15 protein-coding genes are annotated in these 17,811 nt (G+C 37.6%); 11 read left to right on the top strand and 4 right to left on the bottom strand.

Annotated features, from left to right (window positions below; translation table 11 throughout):
• The first annotated feature begins 17 nt into the window (after window positions 1-17).
• Together O3798_RS03650 and O3798_RS03655 are read left to right on the top strand one after the other, a co-directional pair.
• On the top strand, window positions 18-689 hold the full coding sequence (locus O3798_RS03650; protein ID WP_371463358.1) for a glutamate racemase: 672 nt from the start codon (window positions 18-20) through the stop codon (window positions 687-689).
• Window positions 676-1,317: an HI_0552 family protein gene (locus tag O3798_RS03655; protein ID WP_371463360.1), complete on the top strand. Its 642-nt coding sequence runs from the start codon at window positions 676-678 to the stop codon at window positions 1,315-1,317. The genes O3798_RS03650 and O3798_RS03655 overlap by 14 nt, the downstream gene beginning before the upstream one ends.
• 46 nt (window positions 1,318-1,363) lie before the next feature.
• Here O3798_RS03655 and O3798_RS03660 read toward each other — a convergent pair whose 3' ends face one another.
• Window positions 1,364-2,089 carry an LPXTG cell wall anchor domain-containing protein gene (locus O3798_RS03660; protein ID WP_371463361.1) on the bottom strand — a complete coding sequence of 242 codons (726 nt, stop codon included), beginning with the start codon at window positions 2,087-2,089 and terminating at the stop codon, window positions 1,364-1,366.
• 153 nt (window positions 2,090-2,242) lie between these two features.
• Window positions 2,243-2,815, bottom strand: coding sequence for an LPXTG cell wall anchor domain-containing protein (locus tag O3798_RS03665; RefSeq protein WP_371463362.1), 573 nt, complete (start codon window positions 2,813-2,815; stop codon window positions 2,243-2,245).
• A 346-nt stretch (window positions 2,816-3,161) separates the two neighbouring features.
• On the opposite strand from O3798_RS03665, the gene hrcA reads away from it, so the two are divergent.
• The 4 genes from hrcA to dnaJ all read left to right on the top strand — a co-directional run bounded on the left by hrcA (window position 3,162) and on the right by dnaJ (window position 7,927).
• Window positions 3,162-4,205: a heat-inducible transcriptional repressor HrcA gene (hrcA, locus tag O3798_RS03670; protein ID WP_371463364.1), complete on the top strand. Its 1,044-nt coding sequence runs from the start codon at window positions 3,162-3,164 to the stop codon at window positions 4,203-4,205.
• Window positions 4,206-4,222: 17 nt separating this feature from the next.
• The gene (gene grpE / locus O3798_RS03675) at window positions 4,223-4,777 is read left to right on the top strand and encodes a nucleotide exchange factor GrpE (RefSeq protein ID WP_371463366.1); all 555 of its coding nucleotides are present in this window, start codon (window positions 4,223-4,225) and stop codon (window positions 4,775-4,777) included.
• Between the two features lie 53 nt (window positions 4,778-4,830).
• Window positions 4,831-6,666, top strand: a complete 1,836-nt coding sequence (gene dnaK, locus O3798_RS03680; protein WP_371463368.1) for a molecular chaperone DnaK — start codon at window positions 4,831-4,833, stop codon at window positions 6,664-6,666.
• Between the two features lie 64 nt (window positions 6,667-6,730).
• Complete coding sequence (gene dnaJ / locus O3798_RS03685) at window positions 6,731-7,927, top strand: molecular chaperone DnaJ (RefSeq protein WP_371463370.1); 1,197 nt, start codon at window positions 6,731-6,733, stop codon at window positions 7,925-7,927.
• 42 nt (window positions 7,928-7,969) lie between these two features.
• On the opposite strand, the gene O3798_RS03690 is transcribed toward dnaJ, so the two are convergent.
• The gene (locus O3798_RS03690) at window positions 7,970-8,464 is read right to left on the bottom strand and encodes a cupin domain-containing protein (protein ID WP_371463372.1); all 495 of its coding nucleotides are present in this window, start codon (window positions 8,462-8,464) and stop codon (window positions 7,970-7,972) included.
• Window positions 8,465-8,581: 117 nt separating this feature from the next.
• Here O3798_RS03690 and mgtE point away from each other — a divergent pair, with 117 nt between their 5' ends.
• Genes mgtE through O3798_RS03705 form a run of 3 tightly spaced genes read left to right on the top strand, consistent with a single transcriptional unit; the run spans window position 8,582 to window position 13,206 of the window.
• Window positions 8,582-9,913, top strand: a complete 1,332-nt coding sequence (gene mgtE / locus O3798_RS03695; RefSeq protein WP_371463375.1) for a magnesium transporter — start codon at window positions 8,582-8,584, stop codon at window positions 9,911-9,913.
• A 51-nt stretch (window positions 9,914-9,964) separates the two neighbouring features.
• Window positions 9,965-11,794: a translation elongation factor 4 gene (gene lepA, locus O3798_RS03700; RefSeq protein ID WP_371463377.1), complete on the top strand. Its 1,830-nt coding sequence runs from the start codon at window positions 9,965-9,967 to the stop codon at window positions 11,792-11,794.
• Between the two features lie 56 nt (window positions 11,795-11,850).
• A complete protein-coding gene (locus tag O3798_RS03705) occupies window positions 11,851-13,206 on the top strand; it encodes an MATE family efflux transporter (protein WP_371463379.1) in 1,356 nt (451 codons plus the stop codon).
• 30 nt (window positions 13,207-13,236) lie between these two features.
• Here O3798_RS03705 and O3798_RS03710 read toward each other — a convergent pair whose 3' ends face one another.
• Window positions 13,237-14,694, bottom strand: a complete 1,458-nt coding sequence (locus tag O3798_RS03710) for a sucrose-6-phosphate hydrolase (protein ID WP_371463381.1) — start codon at window positions 14,692-14,694, stop codon at window positions 13,237-13,239.
• A gap of 194 nt (window positions 14,695-14,888) precedes the next feature.
• Here O3798_RS03710 and O3798_RS03715 point away from each other — a divergent pair, with 194 nt between their 5' ends.
• Window positions 14,889-16,784, top strand: a complete 1,896-nt coding sequence (locus O3798_RS03715) for a glucose PTS transporter subunit IIA (protein ID WP_371463383.1) — start codon at window positions 14,889-14,891, stop codon at window positions 16,782-16,784.
• Between the two features lie 95 nt (window positions 16,785-16,879).
• Window positions 16,880-17,767, top strand: coding sequence for a fructokinase ScrK (scrK, locus tag O3798_RS03720; protein WP_371463385.1), 888 nt, complete (start codon window positions 16,880-16,882; stop codon window positions 17,765-17,767).
• The last annotated feature ends 44 nt before the right edge of the window (window positions 17,768-17,811 follow it).

Consider the following 17,811-nt stretch of genomic DNA (forward strand, 5'->3'; position numbering starts at 1 on the left):
ATAAAGGAGTAATGTAAATGCGGATTGCTGTAATGGCAGGAACACCAATGGACACGAAGTTAGGTGTCGATTTATTAAAGAAAAATGGATTCACTCGAACAATCTCTGTTCCTATTTCTAATAATCCAGTCGAACAAACAACTTTTCAATCCTTAGAGGAAGAAGAAAGAGATCAGTATATTAGAAGTGTGATTGATGGGATGAAAAATGACATCGATGCTATTTTTGTTTATTGTAATTCACTCAGTTCTGTTGTAAATTTTGATAAATTGCAAGACGAATATAAACTCCCAATGATTACTCCGATGCAAATGTATCGAACACTTGGAGTAGAACATGATTATTTAGCTGTAATGGCAGCTAATTCTCATGGGTTAACTGGGGTAGAAAACAATCTATATATTGCCAATCCTAATCTTAAGGTTTTTGGTGTGACGATGTTAGAACTTGTTAAAGCGATTGAAACTGGCAAACCCCAAGAGGAGATTATTAAGCAATTTGATTTTCAAAGTCTTTTCCATTATTTTGAGAGTACAGAAATCGAAGCTGTCGTATTAGGGTGTACACATTTTCCATATGTAAAGAGAGAATTAGAACAGCTCTCAAATATTCCAATTATAGATGTGGGTGTCTATATGATTGACCGATTGAAGAGCCATATTCAGGAGGAAAATCATGATTTCAATTGAAAAGATGAGTTATTTCTTTCGGTATGACAAAGTTAAATATAAAAATCCAGTAAAATTTCCAGAAATTGCAGTAGAAATGGAACAGTTGAAGAAAGCTGGCCAAGATGCAAGACAGGAATTCACGAAGTTAACAGAAGTGTTTCAGAAGAACTTTAAGTCATTTCGCATGGACCGAGTTAGTCAATGGATGAATCAAGCTCAAGTGGCAAGACCCGCTTTTTGGAGATACTTTATCGAAGAGGGGCAAGATGAAGGAAATCCATCCTTTGCATTACGGTTGTTTTATAATGACGATAAATTGGGCGTATATGTAGAATTGAGTTTTATCGAACGTAAAATGAACGAACGCTCTCTGAGGTTACAAAACAAAGTGTTGGAATGTGAACCTAATCGTGACATTCTATACGTAGCATCTGATTTTCAAAAGAATGCAACAGCATACGAAGGAAACGTATCTAATAGAGATGAACTAATAGAAGCTGTCAAAGAAGGAGAAATACGTAAAGTCATTTTAAGAAGGCCAGTATTTCTTGAAAGTACCAAAGATGGAATTGAAGAAGAACTTGCGGACGCATTGAAGGAATTAATTCCGTTTTATGAAACCATTTATATGAATGAAGTAAATTAAAAGAGGTAGATGTAAAATCTACCTCTTATTGTATTTATAGAGTTCTTTAAGCTGGAGCAGGAGTACCTGGCTTTATAGTTACTTCTTCTTCAGATTCAGTTTGCTCTGTAGTTGTTTCTTCTGTAGTTTCCTCAGTGGTTGTTTCACCAGTTGTTGGACCTTCAGTAGTAGGTGTCTCTGTTGTAGGTGTTTCAGTTGTTGTTACTTTAGTAGTTCCACTTTCAGTAGTAACCGTTGTTGTTTCATCACCTCTAACAATGATATATCCAACATATTCATAACAGTCAATTTCATCTACAGTAATTTCTTCTAATTGCGAAATAGAGACTACTTTAGTTTCACCGTTTAAGGTCACTTGCGAAGCGTCTACAGATCCGACAAGAATGCTACCAGCTCCAACCACAAATAAAATAGTAATTAACTTTTTACCTTTATTTGATTTTAATAGAGCATAGGCTGCACCTAATACTAAAAGTCCAGCTCCAAGTGTCACTAAACTTGTTGATGTTCCAGTGTTAGGAAGAGAAGGTTTGTCAATTGGACAAGCCACTTTCTTGTAAACTAATTTTACAGAAGTAGTAGAGTTTACTGCTCCCGAAGGGTTCCCAGAGATGATTAATTCTTTTTCAGAATTAGAAAGTGAAGCAATATCAACATTCGTGATGTTCACTTTAGTCGTACTATCTGCATATGCAGAAGTAAAATTAGAAGCGAAAATTGCTGTTAAAAACGCTAAAGAAATTAGGGCTACTAATTTTTTGAATGATTTCATAATAAATCCTTTCTTTTTTCATTCTTTTTATTTATGAAATTATAATGGAAATAATGAAAATTTGCAAAGAAATGTGAAATCATTATTTTTCCTTTCAAAGGAAAATATAGAAATAAAAACGGACAGCTAGAACAGCTGTCCCTTGTCTTTTGATTAAGGTGGAGATGGTGTTCCCGGGAGAACAGTTACCTCTGTCTCTGTTTGAGCGGTTGTCGTTTCCGCTTCGGTAGTTGTTGTTACAATTGTTGTATCTTCAGTTGTTTCAGTAGTCTCAGTTGATACAGTTTCTGAAGTTGTTGACTCAACAGTTGTCGTTTCTACAGTAGGTATAATGTAACCAACATACTCGTAGCACTCAATTTCTGGAATAGTAATATCATTCAAAGCTGAAATAGAAAACAGTTTAGTTTCACCAATTACTTCAATTGTCGAAGCAATTGCAGGAGTTGCTAGCGCAATACTTGTTCCACCTAATACGAAGAGTATGATTAATTTTCTTCCTTTAGAAGACTTAACTAAAAGTAAGCTAGAAACTAATAGCAGTGAACCGAAAATGATTGCTGCTAAGTTACTTGTAACCCCAGTATTTGGTAATGTTGGCTTATCAACAGGACATGCTTTCTTCTTATAAACTAGTTTTACAGTAGCGTTCGAAGAAACTGATCCCGAAGGAGTACCATTTATCATATTGCTTAATTCAGTTGGGGTTAATGTATCTATATCCACCGTAGTTACATTAACAGTTTGACTTTCAGCAGCTTTTATAGAGCTGTTATAGAAAAAGAAGCCAAATAGGAAAACTGAAAGAAAAGCAAGTGTGAAATGTTTAAGCTTCATTTTGATGTTCCTTTCTATAAACTTATAGATTATTCTATAAAAAAATTATAAAGGAAAACCAAAAGACATTCAATATATAGTAGAAATGCCTTATCTACGGCAATAGTTGTAGTACAAAACCTTCAAAAAATCAGTCTAAAGTCCTAGTATTTTTATATTGACTTAATTTGACCAATGTGTTAAATTATAAATGTGGTTAGCACTCGTCTTAGTCAAGTGCTAAAGAGAGGTGACTATGATGTTAACCAATAGACAATTGCTAATCTTACAATTAATCATACAATTATATACGGAAACTTTGGAGCCGGTCGGGTCGAAGAAGTTGATGGAAGTTGCTGAATTACCATTTAGTTCAGCGACGATTCGTAACGAGATGATGAAGCTAGAAGAGATGGGCTATCTTGAAAAGAACCATACTTCTTCTGGGCGAGTTCCTTCTAATAAAGGATATCGTTACTATATCGACAACATTCTACCTAGACAAAAGCAACCTGTTTCTTTAAGCGTTCGAAATCAAATTCGTGAAGTTTTCCAACAGTCAACATTAGAGATTCAAGATGTATTTCGTTTATCTGCTGACATACTAGCAACATTAACGAACTACACAGCAATTTCTTTTGGACCGGAAGTGAAAACAGCAACCTTATCGGGATTTAGACTTGTTCGTTTAAATCCAAATCAAGTGATGGCAATCATAGTCATCAGTAATGGTTTGGTTGAAAATAAAGTATATACGGTTCCGGGAGCTATTGACGATAGTGATTTAGAGAAAGTGGTTCGCATTATCAATGATGAATTAATTGGAGTACCGCTAGATATCGTTGCTAAACGATTAAAGACGGATCTTCCAATCCTTATGAACCGCTACATGAACTCACAAATTCAAATCGTCAAAGTGATTCAAGAAATGATGAATCGTTTCGAAAATGATCGAATGCATGTTGCAGGAAGAAGATATTTGTTAAATTACTTTGATCATCACGCTAATGTGGATCAACTCAAAGGAATTTATCAATTGATGGATGATCAGTCGAAGTTACATCAACTTGTGACAAATGATCATCAAGATATTCAAATTAGGCTCGGATCAGAAATGGATCATCCGTTACTTGGTGACTTTAGTTTGGTAACAGCTAGTTACGAAACTCCAAACCAAGATACAGGACTGATTGCGCTTCTTGGACCAAAGAATATGCCGTATTCGAATGTATTATCAATTGTAAAAGGACTCAGGGAAGAGTTAGCAACCACGATAGAAGATTATTATCGTAACTTATAGAGTAAGGAGATGAAATCTTGGAAACAAATGAACAAAACAATAAAGAAGAATTAAAAGAAGAAAAAATTGTTGCAGATGAAGCTCCTCAAGAAGAAGTTACTGAAGAAACCAAAACAGAACTTACGAATGAAGAGAAATTACAACAAGAAGTAGAGAAGTTGAACGATCAAGTATATCGACTCTCTGCTGAAATCTCGAATATCCAAAAGAGAAACGCAAAAGAAAGACAAGATGCTGCAAAATATCGCAGTCAAAGTCTTGCGCAAAACTTATTAAATGTGATTGATAACCTTGAGAGAGCCATCGCTTCTCCAAGTGAATCAGAAGAAGCTCAAAACCTTAAAAAAGGTGTTGAGATGGTGTATGAAGGTTTCCTTTATGCACTAAAAGAAGAAGGTATCGAAGAAATCGATGCCTTAAACCAACCTTTTGATCCTACTTTACATCACGCTGTTCAAACCGTTCCTGTTGAGGAAGGGCAAGAAGCAGACCGCGTGGTACAAGTGTATCAAAAAGGATACAAATTAAAAGATCGTGTATTACGACCAGCAATGGTCATCGTCTCACAATAAGAAGACGAATCATAAAATAAATAATAAATTTCATTAATAGGAGTGAATTAAATATGAGTAAAATTATTGGTATTGACTTAGGAACAACAAACTCAGCAGTAGCTGTTTTAGAAGGTAACGAAGCAAAAATTATTGCAAACCCAGAAGGAAACCGTACAACACCATCTGTTGTAGCGTTCAAAAATGGAGAAATCCAAGTAGGTGAAGTTGCAAAACGTCAAGCTGTAACAAACCCAAATACAATTGCATCTATCAAACGTCATATGGGCGAAACAGGATATAAAGTAGAAATCGAAGGTAAATCTTATACACCTCAAGAAATTTCAGCAATGATCCTACAATACTTAAAAGGATATGCTGAAGAATATCTTGGAGAACAAGTAGACAAAGCAGTTATTACAGTACCTGCATACTTCAACGACGCACAACGTCAAGCAACTAAAGATGCTGGTCGTATCGCTGGTTTAGAAGTAGAACGTATCGTTAATGAACCAACTGCAGCAGCTCTTGCATATGGTCTTGATAAAGTTGACCACGAAGAAAAAATCTTAGTATTCGACCTTGGTGGTGGTACATTCGACGTATCTATCCTTGAATTAGGAGATGGCGTATTCGACGTATTATCAACAGCTGGTGACAACCATCTTGGTGGGGATGACTTCGACCAAAAAATCATTGATTTCTTAGTAGAAGAATTCCAACGTGATAACGGTATTGATTTATCAAGCGATAAAATGGCAATGCAACGTTTGAAAGATGCTGCTGAAAAAGCTAAGAAAGACTTATCAGGTGTATCTCAAACACAAATCAGCTTACCATTCATTTCTGCTGGTGCAGCTGGCCCATTACACTTAGAAGTAACATTAACTCGTGCTAAATTTGATCAATTAACTCAAGATTTAGTAGAACGTACAAAAGAACCAGTTCGTCGTGCTTTAGCTGACGCAGGTTTATCAGCTTCAGATATCGACCAAGTATTATTAGTTGGTGGCTCAACTCGTATTCCAGCAGTTGTTGAAGCTGTTCGTAACGAAACTGGAAAAGAACCTAACAAATCAGTAAACCCAGACGAAGTAGTAGCGATGGGTGCTGCAATCCAAGGTGGGGTTATCTCTGGTGACGTTAAAGATATCGTATTATTAGACGTAACACCATTATCACTTGGTATTGAAACAATGGGTGGCGTGTTCACAAAATTAATCGATCGTAACACTACAATCCCAACAAGCAAATCACAAGTATTCTCAACTGCAGCGGATAACCAACCAGCAGTAGACGTACACGTATTACAAGGTGAACGTCCAATGGCAGCGGACAACAAGACTTTAGGTCGCTTCCAATTAACAGATATTCCAGCTGCTCCTCGTGGTGTGCCTCAAATCGAAGTAACATTCGATATCGATAAAAACGGTATTGTAAATGTTCGTGCTAAAGATTTAGGAACTGGTAAAGAACAAGCTATTACAATCAAATCTTCTTCAGGTTTATCTGATGAAGAAATCGAACGTATGGTGAAAGATGCAGAAGCAAATGCTGAAGCAGATAAAAAACGTAAAGAAGAAGTAGATTTACGTAACGAAGTTGACCAATTAATCTTCACTGTTGATAAAACATTGAAAGAATTAGACGGTAAAGTAGATGCTAGTGACGTTCAAAAAGCTGAAGCAGCTCGTGATGAATTAAAAGCAGCTGTAGAAGCAAACGACTTAGAAGCTATGAAAGTAAAACGTGACGCTTTAAATGAAGTGGTACAAAATTTAACTGTTAAACTTTATGAACAAGCTGCCGCAGCTCAACAAGCAGCTGGTGCTTCACAAGAAGGAGCAACTGAACAAGCATCTTCAAATAACGATGGCGTTGTAGACGCTGACTTCGAAGAAGTAGACTAATATTTGCTAAAACGATAGGGTGTAAGACTACTTAGTGGCCTTACGCCCATATCCTTTGTAAACTATGAAAGAAAAGGAGAGCAATTCAGTGGCCAAAAGAGATTTATATGAAATTTTAGGCGTATCCAAAGATGCCTCTGAAGCAGATATTAAGAAAGCTTATCGTAAACTATCTAAAAAATACCATCCAGATATTAATAAAGAACCTGGAGCGGATGAAAAGTTTAAAGAAATCGCTGAAGCTTATGAAATCTTAGGAGATGCACAAAAGCGTGCAGCGTATGACCAATACGGACATGCTTCTTACGATCCAAACTCTGGATTTAGTGGAGGCGGATTCGGTGGTGGATTTGAAGGTTTCGGAGGATTCGGCGGTAGTGGAAACTTTACTGGTGGATTCGAAGATATCTTTAGTAGTTTCTTCGGTGGCGGAGGTAGTCGTGCAGACCGTGCAAACATGCCGCGTCAAGGGGCTGACCTTCAATATGTCATGGATTTAACATTTGAAGAAGCTATCTTTGGTAAAGAAGAAACCATTCATTATCACCGCAGCGATGAATGTCAAACCTGTCATGGTACTGGTGCAAAACCTGGTACGCATCCTACAACATGTTCAAAATGTCATGGTGCTGGTGTGATTAACGTTGAAAGAAATACACCATTCGGTCGTATGATGAGCCAAACAACCTGCGATGTGTGTCATGGTACAGGACAAGAAATTAAAGAAAAATGTTCAACGTGTCACGGTCATGGTCAAGTAGATGAAACGCATAAAGTGAAAGTAAAAGTCCCTGCTGGGGTTGAAGATGGAAATCAAATGCGTCTTCAAGGCCAAGGGGAAGTTGGTTTCAATGGTGGTCCATATGGTGACCTCTATGTCATCTTCCGTGTTGGACAAAGTAAGACATTTAAACGTCAAGGAGCAGATATTTACTATCAACTCCATGTAAACTTTGCTCAAGCAGCTCTTGGAGACGAAGTAGATGTACCAACTGTTCACGGTAAAGTGAAATTAAAAGTTCCTGCTGGAACACAATCAGGAACAATTTTACGATTACGTGGAAAAGGTGCTCCAAAACTTCGCGGAACAGGAAACGGTGACCAACATGTAGAAGTCATCGTAGATACTCCTAAGAAACTGACAGATAAGCAAAGACAAGCGTTACAAGTATTTGCTAGTGAGGAAGGAACGGACCTTCATAATGGAGAAGAGAACTTCTTCGACAAAATGAAGAACGCCTTTAAAGATACATTTGAATAAATTGAAAAAGAACTTAGCATTTGGTTGCTAAGTTCTTTTTGTTTATTTAGAAATAACAGCAAGGCGACGAATAATTTTCTCGTGCTCAGGATACTTTTCTAATAATTCATCTCGAGTATAAAGTATGAAGTCTTCGTATTCAAAACCAGGAGTAACGCTGCAACTCACAATCGCAAAGTCTTCTTCGTTGTCCGATTCAATGGTAGATCCAAAGACGACACCAGCAGGAACTGTAAATTGGAGCTTTTGTCCGTTTCCAGGCCCAATTTCAACAGCTTCGTATGTACCATCTGGATGAATCATATGCACGGTAAGCGCATGACCGAAGTGATAGTACCAAATCTCATCAGAAGAAAGTAAATGGAAATGAGATGGGTTTTGATTCGTTAATAAAAACAGAATGGAGGTGGAGAGTGCACGGATGCGTTTATCTGGTAATTCTACCGTTTCAATCGCTTTATAAGTCTGACGGAAATAACCACCTTCCACATGTGGTTCTAAGTCTAATTCTTTAATCCATTCTTCTTTCGTTTTCATAGGAGACCTCCAAGCATTATTTTCTATTATTATAGCGCAACTTTTTCTACTTGTGAATTGTTGATAGAACGGTAATTATGCTATACTAGTACTATTGGAAAAGAAAGGAGAAGAGTCATGAAAGATAATATTGCTTTAATTGTGTCGAATAAAGACGTAAAGAAAATTAGAGAGCTTTTTAATGAGAATTATCCGATTGATATCGCCTTGGCGTTAGAAGAAGTCGATGATGATGTTTTAAAGAATTTCATGTTCTCTATCTCAAATACCAGATTAGCTTCAATCTTAGAAGTTGCTGAACCTGAATTCCAATTACGAATGCTTGAGAAACTCCCATTTAGACGTGTAGCTTTACTATTCCAACAAATGTCAAACGATGATGTCGTGGATATTTTAGGGAATTTACCAGTTGGAATCCGTAAACGTTACATCAAAATGATGAAACAAAGTTCTCAAGATGATATTCAAACCATGTTGAATTATGCTCCGGATACTGCCGGAGGGATTATGACCACTGAGTACATCACAGTGAAGGAACATTTAACGGTAGAAGAGACCCTCTCTAAATTAAGAGAGATTTCACCAAACTCAGAAGTCATTAACATTATTTTTGTGACGAGTTTACAACGCAAATTAATTGGTTGGATTGATATTCGCGATTTATTTACACATGATTTAGACGAGAGTTTGCATGACGTGATGCATACGAATATCATCTCTGTTTTACCAGAAGAAGACCAAGAAGAAGTGGCTCGTATCTCAACGAAGTATGACTTATCTGTTGTACCTGTAGTCAATAAGCAAAATGTGTTACTTGGGATCATCACAATCGATGATATCGTTCACGTCTTGCAAGAAGAGCACCACGAAGATATGTTATTAATCAGCGGGGTTGAAGGAACAGAACGAATCGGTGGACCTTTCAAAGAATCGATTAAAAAACGGACGCCTTGGCTCTTAATTAACTTAATAACAGCTTTTATGGCAAGTGCGGTTGTCGGTTTATTCCAAGGCACGATTGAACAAGTAGTAGTTCTTGCTGTAGCAATGCCAATTATTACCGGGATGGGTGGAAACTCAGCTTCTCAAACATTAGCGCTCGTTATCCAAGAGGTAGCGATTGGACAATTAACGTGGGAAAAAGACAAGAAGTATGTATTAAATGAAATTTGGCTTGGATTAGTCAACGGAATTATCACAGGGATTTTTGCAGCGATTGCTCTCTACATCCCATATCAAAACTTTTTCTTATCGATTATCGTTATTTTAGCGATGGCAATGAACTTAATGGTAGGGGCATTCTTCGGTTTCTTCGTACCTTTACTTTTGAAGAAACTAAATCTAGACCCAGCCATTTCATCAACGATTTTTGTAACAACAGCTACAGACGTATTAGGATTCTTTATTTTCTTATACTTAGCTGAATTGTTCTTGCCATTATTATTGTAGTTTGATAGAATGATTTGAATTTTAATGTAGTAGTGTATTAAGGAGTTATTCATGAATTTAGAAGAAATGAAAGAAAGACAGAAGCGCATTCGAAACTTCTCGATTATTGCGCATATTGACCACGGAAAGTCAACGTTGGCCGATCGTATTTTGCAAGCGACTGATACTATTGCCGACCGTGAAATGCAAGACCAACTATTAGACTCAATGGATCTTGAAAGAGAACGTGGGATTACGATTAAATTAAATGCCGTTGAATTAACATATGATGCAAAAGACGGTACGGAATGTATTTTCCACTTAATCGACACTCCAGGTCACGTGGACTTCTCTTATGAGGTATCACGAAGCTTAGCGGCCTGCGAAGGTGCAATTCTTGTCGTAGATGCGGCTCAAGGGATTGAAGCACAAACATTAGCGAATGTGTATTTAGCGATCGATAATGACTTAGAAATCTTACCAGTCATCAATAAAATTGACCTGCCTGCAGCAGACCCTGAACGTGTTCGTACAGAAATAGAAGATGTCATTGGGATTGATGCCAGTGAAGCTGTTCTTGCCAGTGCTAAAGTTGGGATTGGGATTCCAGAAATCTTAGAACAAATCGTAGAAAAAGTCCCAGCTCCAACTGGGGACCTTGAAGCGCCTCTTCAAGCATTGATTTTTGACTCAGTCTATGATGCGTATCGTGGGGTTGTCTTAAATGTTCGTATTCAAAACGGAATTGTAAAACCTGGTGATAAAATTCAATTAATGAGTAATGGAAAGACTTTTGATGTAGTGGATGTAGGTATTTTTTCTCCAAAACCAATTAGTCGTGATTACTTAATGGTTGGGGATGTTGGTTATATCACTGCTTCCATTAAGACTATCCAAGATACTCGTGTAGGGGATACTGTTACTTTAGCAAACAACCCAGCAGCTGAACCGTTAGACGGATACCGTAAAATGAATCCGATGGTGTACTGTGGTTTATATCCAATTGATTCATCGAAATATAATGATTTACGTGATGCATTAGAAAAATTACAGTTAAATGACGCTGCGCTTCAATTCGAAGCAGAAACATCACAAGCACTTGGATTTGGTTTCCGTTGTGGATTCTTAGGATTACTCCATATGGACGTTATTCAAGAACGTTTAGAGCGTGAATTTGACTTAGACTTGATTACAACAGCTCCGTCTGTAATTTATCATGTACAAAAGACTGACGGTACAGAAGTGGTGGTTTCAAACCCTGCTGAAATGCCAGACCAATCAAGTGTACAATCCATCGAAGAGCCTTACGTAAAAGCATCTATCATGGTACCAAATGAATACGTTGGTAGCGTAATGGATATTTGCCAACGTAAACGTGGAACGTTTGTGACAATGGATTATCTAGATGAGTACCGTGTTAACGTCATTTACGAAATGCCACTGTCTGAAATCATCTTTGATTTCTTTGATTCATTAAAATCAAGCACAAAAGGGTATGCTTCTCTTGATTACGATTTAATCGGATACCGTGCAAGCAACCTTGTGAAGATGGATATCATGTTAAATGGTGAAGTAGTCGATGCCTTAAGTATTATCGTGCATAAGGAATTTGCTTATAATCGTGGTAAGGCAATCACTGAAAAACTTAGAAAACTTATTCCTCGTCAACAATTCGAAGTTCCAATTCAAGCAGCGATTGGGAATAAGATTTTATCTCGTACAAACATTAAAGCATTGCGTAAAAACGTACTTGCAAAATGTTATGGTGGGGATATTTCTCGTAAACGTAAACTGTTAGAGAAACAAAAAGAAGGGAAGAAACGTATGAAGCAAGTGGGTTCAGTTGAAGTTCCACAAGAAGCCTTCATGTCAGTTCTAAACCTTAACGAAGAAGAAAAATAATGAGTTGTAAAAGGGCGTTAATAGCGCCCTTTTAATTTCAAAGAAAGGAGATAGTAATGGAAAAAGAAAACAAACATTTTTATAGACAAATGCTTGCAATCGCAATTCCGGTATCGCTCCAAAGCTTATTAACGTCATTTTTGAATACGTTAGATACAATTATGATTTCCTCTCTTGGAGATGCTAGTATCGCGGGGGTTGGACTTGCAAACCAAGTATTTTTCTTGTTTACATTGATTTGCTTTGGAATTCATACGGGTTCAGCAGTGCTTTTCTCACAATATTGGGGAATTAAAAATACGCACAAGGTTCAAGAAGTCAATCAAATGTCACTGATTTTATCAACAGTTGTCAGCGTAGTGTTCATGCTTCTTGGGGTATTATTCCCATATGAAATTCTACATATTTTTACAAAAGATCCACTGGTGATTCAGTCCGGCGGGGATTACTTACGTGTGGCTGCTTTAAGTTATGTATTTACAGCGTGGAGTTTTGCGATGACAAACGCTCTTCGTACGACAGGAAGTCCTAAGGTTCCTCTTATTGCAACAATTTGTAGCTTCGTCACAAATGCCGTCTTCAACTATGTATTTATTTTCGGGAAATTCGGTGCACCTGCTCTTGGTGTTGTCGGGGCAGCAGTAGCGACATTAATCGCTCGTGTTGTAGAAGTGAGTGTTCTTTTTGGTGTGGTATTTTCATACAGTGGACCAATCAGACTACCAATCGGTCGATACTGGCATCATATATCAAAGGGCCTGTGGATGAATTATTGGATTACAACTTATCCAGTTATTATTAATGAAACGTTCTGGGCTCTTGGACAAGTGTTCTACAATGCAGCATACGCTATGGTTGGAACACAGGCGACAGCAGCGATTCAAGTGGCTGTAGCTGTTCAAAATCTATCCTTTATTCTTGTTCGAGGAATTGGTAGTAGCTGTAGTATTATGCTTGGAAACCGAGTCGGACGTAACGAAGTCGAACAAGCGCAAAAAGAAGCAAAACGCTTTGTTACAATTTCCCTTGTTCTTGGAGTGGTCATTGGTGGTATTCAAAGCCTAACACCACATTGGACACTATTGATGTTTGCTCATCTAAGTCCTGAAGTGTTCCTTATCGGTCAACAATTACTCCAAATTATGGGTGTGATTTTCGTATTTAAAACATTAAACTCAATTATCTTGGTGGGGATTCTTCGAGGTGGTGGAGATACGCAGTACGGCATGAAACTCGAGATGGCTTGTGTTTGGCTAATAGGAGTGCCTTTAGCGTTACTTGCTGCCGCAGTATGGCACTTCCCAGTACAATTAGTTGTTATCTGTGCTGGTGCTGAAGAGTTATGTAAAGCCTTTATTGGATTACGAAGAGTCTTTTCTGGAAAATGGATTCACCGATTAGTTGAAGCATAAAAAAAGAAGATCCTATCGGATCTTCTTTTTTTAGTTTGGATTTGTAAATGAAAGCAGTGGATAATAGACTCCTGTTGGTTCGCCTTGTAAGATCGAAATATGTGTTTGATCCGCGCGAGGGAAGACACGACCAGAAAAGACCATTTCTCCATCATTAATAAAGATTTCAAAGACAGAATTATCAATAAAAATACGCGCTGTAGTGTCTGCTGGAGCAATTGGTGCTGTACGAACACTACTATATTCTGTAGCAAAGGCTTCTCCAACTTTACTACGGTCAACTACAACCTCACCATCTACAAGATTAAAGATGAGGGATAGTCCATTGTCATCCTTGTCTGAGAATAGAACAAGTTCATAAATCATATCGCCTTCTAATTTAAGGTTTAACTCGTAGCAATTTGATGTGTTTTTAATATACTTATTAAACGGAAGTGAAGATTGACGAAGTTTTTCGATTCCTTTTACTGGAGTTTGATATAACTTACCATCTTTAATGGAAAGTTCTTTCACTAATGATAAGATCCCTTGGTGTTCGTATACATCGCTAGGATAAGAAACATCAGGTAATCCAAGCCAGCTAATGCAAAGCGCACGACCGTCCGGTGCGTTAAATGCTTGAGTAGCATAGACGTCAAAACCGTAATCTAATTGATGGAGCTCAGAAACGGGTGTGATTGTCGCATTTTCTGGGTTGAATGTTTCACCGATTTTATATAAGTTTGGATAAATATTATCGTAGTGGAATACGTCTTTATCTAATCCTTGAGGGCAGTAAATGAGTACGGGTTTGTCATCTACGAATACTAAATTCGGACATTCCATCATATAAGCGGTATTGTCATTCTTAAAATCTAGATTTCCAATTTCTTCCCAATTTGTATAGTCGTTATTAACAGCTCGGTAGAGTCGAACGAACCCTTTTTTATCTAGATTTTGACCACCTACAATCGCATAATAATGATCTTTATATTGGAAAATTTGAGGGTCTCTAAAGTGACCAGTAGCATCACTAGGCTGAGGGATCAAATCTTTTCCAAGTTTTTCAATATGGCCGTCTTTATCCATCAGTGCCCCTAATTGGTAAGGGTGGCGAACCCAATTTTCATCTCTCACATTTCCTGTATAAAATAAAAACAATCTATCACCAAATTGCATTGCGCTTCCTGAATACGCACCATGACTATCGAGTGGAGTATCTGGTAGTACCTTGACTCCAGTTTCTTTAAAGGTCACAAGATTATCACTTTCTAGTTGAACCCATGATTTTAATCCATGAGCAGCGCCAAAAGGAAAGTTTTGGTAGAATAAAATCCATTTACCATCAAAATAAGAAAATCCGTTTGGGTCATTTAATAAACCGCTAGATGGTTCTACGTGGTATTTCGCTCTCCAAGGGGACTTTTCCATTGTAGAGTTTAATTGATTTTTTTCAGCCTCTGACCAATCATCATAGCGTTTATATCTCAGTTCTGTTGTCCATTTCATGATGGATTCCTCCTCTAAAATTGTATCTTTACAATACGTGTTTTTTCGCATAAATGCAAGCTTTTTTGGATGAAGTGTTCTTTTTGTGATTCATTATCAGATGTAACTTGACTTATAACGGTATAATGATACAATTCGAAATGAAATAAATGTGCTATTATTAGTAACAATTTTTATAAAGGAGAGTGTAATGGATGAATAATACTGAAATTGCAAAAAGTGTTATCGAAGCCATTGGTGGCAAAGACAACGTGAGTAGTGTAGCGCACTGTGCAACGCGTCTTCGTATCATGGTAAAAGATAAAGAAAAAATCGATACAAATAGAGTCGAGAATATTGAGAAAGTTCAAGGGGCATTCTTCAACGCAGGGCAATTCCAAATTATTTTTGGTACAGGAACTGTAAATCGTATTTATGATGAAGTGGTATCTCTTGGTTTACCAACTTCAACAACAAGCGAAATGAAAGCTGAAGCAGCAAAACAAGGTAACTGGTTCCAACGTGCTGTTCGTACATTCGGGGATGTATTCGTTCCAATCATTCCAGCGATTGTTGCGACAGGTCTTTTCATGGGTCTGCGTGGATTATTAGAGGCTTTTGGTGTTGTATTACCATCTGATTTCTTAATCTATTCTAAAATCTTAACAGACACTGCCTTTATTGCATTGCCAGCCTTAGTAGTTTGGTCTACGTTTAAAGTGTTTGGTGGAAATCAAACAATCGGGATTGTACTAGGACTGATGTTGATTTCTGGTTCTCTTCCTAACGCTTGGGAGGTTGCTCAAGGTGGGGAAATTGTTCCTATCAAATTCTTCGGCCTTGTGGATGTCGTTGGTTTACAAGGTTCTGTTTTACCAGCGTTTATTATCGGGGTTGTAGGTGCTAATTTTGAAAAATGGGTTAGAAAATATGTACCAGAAGTATTGGACTTATTAGTAACACCATTTATTACATTATTTGTAATGTCAATTTTAGGATTATTTGTATTAGGACCAATCTTCCATCAAGTAGAGAAAGTGATTCTTTCACTTACAACAACTGTATTGTATTTACCATTTGGTCTTGGTGGATTAATCATCGGTGGTACACACCAATTAATCGTTGTGTCTGGTGTTCACCATATCTTCAATTTATTAGAAATTAACTTATTATCAGCGACTGGACAAAACCCATTTAATGCTATTATTACGGCTGCGATGACGGCTCAAGGGGCTGCAGCGGTTGCGATTGGTGTTAAAACGAAGAGTCCAAAATTAAAAGCATTAACATTCCCAGCGGCTTTATCAGCATTCCTAGGAATTACTGAACCTGTTATCTTCGGGGTAAACTTACGATTCCGTAAACCATTCGTTCTTTCATTGTTAGCAGGTGCGTTAGGTGGAGCTCTTTCAGCTTTACTAGGATTAGCGGGTACAAGTAACGGAATTACAATCATTCCTGGTTCAATGCTTTATGTCGGAAACGGGCAATTACCACAATACTTATTCATGGTTGCAGTATCATTTGCATTAGGATTTACGTTTACTTATTTATTCGGTTACGACGATTCTATGTTAGATACACCTGTTGAAGCAGAAGGACCTTCTTCACAAGAAACTCAAGAGGAAGAACCTGTTGTAGCAACGTCTGAACGTGCTGATGAAAAATTACGTTCACCAATCGTTGGCGGAGTTGTGGCTTTAAGCGAAGTAAATGATCCAGTATTCTCTAGCGGAGTTATGGGTCAAGGTATCGCAGTGAAGCCATCTAAAGGAGTTGTATACGCTCCAGCAGATGCCGAAATCGCGATTGCGTTCCCAACAGGCCATGCCTATGGATTAAAAACAGATAATGGGGCTGAAATTCTTATTCACGTCGGAATCGATACTGTTTCATTGAATGGTGAAGGATTTGAAGCAAAAGTATCTCAAGGAGACAGAGTAAGAGCAGGAGATATCATCGGAACATTTGATTCTGAAGTGATTGCTGCAAATGGGTTAGATGACACAACAATGGTCATTATCACTAACACAATGGATTATGCAGAAGTGACTCCAATCGCAACTGGTTCTGTTACGAATAAAACTCGAGTATTAGAATTACATGTATAATTTTTTAGAAGACGAATTCTATTACAGGATTCGTCTTCTTTTTTTAGGTAAAAATATGATACAATAATAAAAAATAACTGAGGAGCTAAAGGCTTATGACAAACTTATATGGAAGCTTAGAAGCTGGGGGTACAAAGTTTATTTGTGCAGTAGCGGATGAAGAATTTAACACAGTCGAGGAACTTCAATTTCCGACAACCACTCCAAAAGAGACATTAAAAAAGACTGCAGATTTTTTTGCTAAATTCAAAAATCTAAAAGCAATTGGAATTGGGTCGTTTGGACCAATTGATGTGGATCCAAAATCTAAGACTTACGGATACATTACAACAACGCCAAAACCAAATTGGGCAAATGTGGATGTTGTTGGAGCATTAAAGAAGAGAGTAGATGTACCTATTTACTTCACAACAGACGTAAACAGTTCTGCTTACGGAGAAGTTTATGCGCGTAACAATCGTGGAGAAAATATTGAAACGCTTGTTTATTACACAATCGGTACTGGAATTGGTGCAGGTGTAATTCAACGTGGTGAATTTATTGGAGGCACTAGTCATCCTGAAATGGGACATGTTTATGTAAGTAAGCATCCGATTGATGTGGCAAATAACTTTGATGGCGTTTGTCCTTTCCACAAAGGCTGTCTTGAAGGTTTAGCTGCTGGACCAAGTTTAGAAGCACGTACTGGAGTGCGTGGGGAACATATCGATATCGCTAGTGATGTGTGGGATGTTCAGGCTAGCTACATTGCTCAAGCAGCCATCCAAGCAACACTAACTTTCCGTCCTGAAAAAATTGTTTTTGGCGGAGGAGTAATGGCTCAAAATCATATGTTGGAACGAGTTCATCGTATGTTTGAAGAATTATTAAATGGATATGTACCAACACCGCCAGTGAAGGACTTTATCGTAACGCCTGCTGTTGATAATAACGGTTCTGCTACTTTAGGAAACTATGTTTTGGCAAAAAGCTTAGTAAAATAATTTTCCGATGTGTAATTGCTTTGCAAAATTAACAAATGAAAACT

The sequence above is a fragment of the Granulicatella sp. 20925_1_45 genome, assembly GCF_041433555.1.
Classification (GTDB): domain Bacteria; phylum Bacillota; class Bacilli; order Lactobacillales; family Aerococcaceae; genus Granulicatella.